Raw genomic sequence first — 494 nt, 5'->3', positions numbered from 1 at the left:
CAATGATGTCAATGCGCTGGTGATGACAGCCGGAGAAGGCGCACTGCTTCTGCAGACGCGGCGTTCACACCTGCTCCGCTCTATGACGGCATGCGGAAATCACACCGACATTTAGCGAATGCCATTATCACACTGATAAACATATAATTTTTATATTAACATCAGAGCCACCACTACTGAATCACGCAAAAACCAACCCATTACCCAGCCTTTCCTGCCATCAGAGCCTGTACCGAACCGGGCCAGGTTCTCCATCATGATCTGCCACGTAGGGTTTGACATTTGTGGCAAAAAGCTCAAATATGAGCACTTCATTTGCTCAGGTGCATTACATTCGTTCATTCATAATGAACCGCCACAGAGCAGAACGTCATTTCTTACCACATATCAAAAAGGTTTTACTGAGATGAGCACCAAACTGGAACAGCTGCGCGCATTGACTACTGTTGTTGCCGATACCGGCGACATCGAAGCGATTAAGAAATACCAACCGC

1 protein-coding gene is annotated in these 494 nt (G+C 47.2%); it reads left to right on the top strand.

What is annotated here, in order from left to right:
* Window positions 1–256: 256 nt before the first annotated feature.
* On the top strand, window positions 257–494 hold a 238-nt coding region (locus tag P0Y67_RS22800), incomplete at its 3' end, for a hypothetical protein (protein ID WP_342393717.1).

The organism is Photobacterium sp. SP02 (assembly GCF_038519165.1).
GTDB lineage: Bacteria > Pseudomonadota > Gammaproteobacteria > Enterobacterales > Vibrionaceae > Photobacterium > Photobacterium halotolerans.
Note: the sequence above shows the minus strand (reverse complement) of the source record. Positions and strands in the feature narration are given on the sequence as shown.